The 732-nt window shown below is 71.2% G+C and carries 1 protein-coding gene; it reads right to left on the bottom strand.

The window, feature by feature from the left end:
• On the bottom strand, nucleotides 1-644 hold a 644-nt coding region (locus DIE17_RS37070), incomplete at its 3' end, for an alginate export family protein (RefSeq protein WP_260439305.1).
• Nucleotides 645-732: the final 88 nt, after the last annotated feature.

Raw genomic sequence — 732 nt, 5'->3', positions numbered from 1 at the left:
GCCCACAGCGCGTCGAATGCCTGACGCACGTTCGGGCCGTCCCGCACCGACACGAACCGCTGCAGGTCGTACGCCATTTCCTGCCGGCCGACACGCGCCTTGAACGTGCCGCCGCCCAGCTGATCGACATACGCGACGAACGCCTGCTCGATGTCGAGCTGATCCTTGTCCACCGTACCGACCGTGTCTTTGCCGAACGGCCGCGCATCGACGAACTGCACGAACGCCTGGAAATGCCCGGCATAGCGCAGGTCCGCGTGCACCGTCGCGCGCTGGATCACGTAGTTGTCGTCGTGCGCGGTGCCGAGCCCGAACAGCGGCGCGTTGTTCAGCTCGAAACGCTCGCGCAGGTTCGCGCCGAGCGACAGGTAGGTCGACGGGTCGCCGCCGAGCGGGATGTACTTCAGCCCGTCGAGCGGCTTGCGCGGCACGCACGGATTCGCGAGCACCGACCAGTCTTCCTGCCAGCGGTTGAACAGCACCGCGGGCCGCTTCGCGGTGCACGTCGTGCCGCCGGCCGAGGCCGAGGCCGAGGTCGGCGCCGGCGCCACGGTGTCCTCGGCGGCGGCCGCCGTCCCGGCGTACGTCGCGACGCCGCCCGCCAGCACGGCGGCCGGCAGCACGCCCCGCCACGCCCACCTCATCGCCCGATGCGCCATTACTTCGACCGCGCGTGGATCTCGGCGACGTAGCCGCCCGGGAACTGCACGAGCGCCGCATCGCGCCCGTCCG

This window comes from Burkholderia sp. Bp9099, assembly GCF_003857805.1.
Classification (GTDB): domain Bacteria; phylum Pseudomonadota; class Gammaproteobacteria; order Burkholderiales; family Burkholderiaceae; genus Burkholderia.
This window is presented reverse-complemented; position numbering and strand designations above follow the sequence as displayed.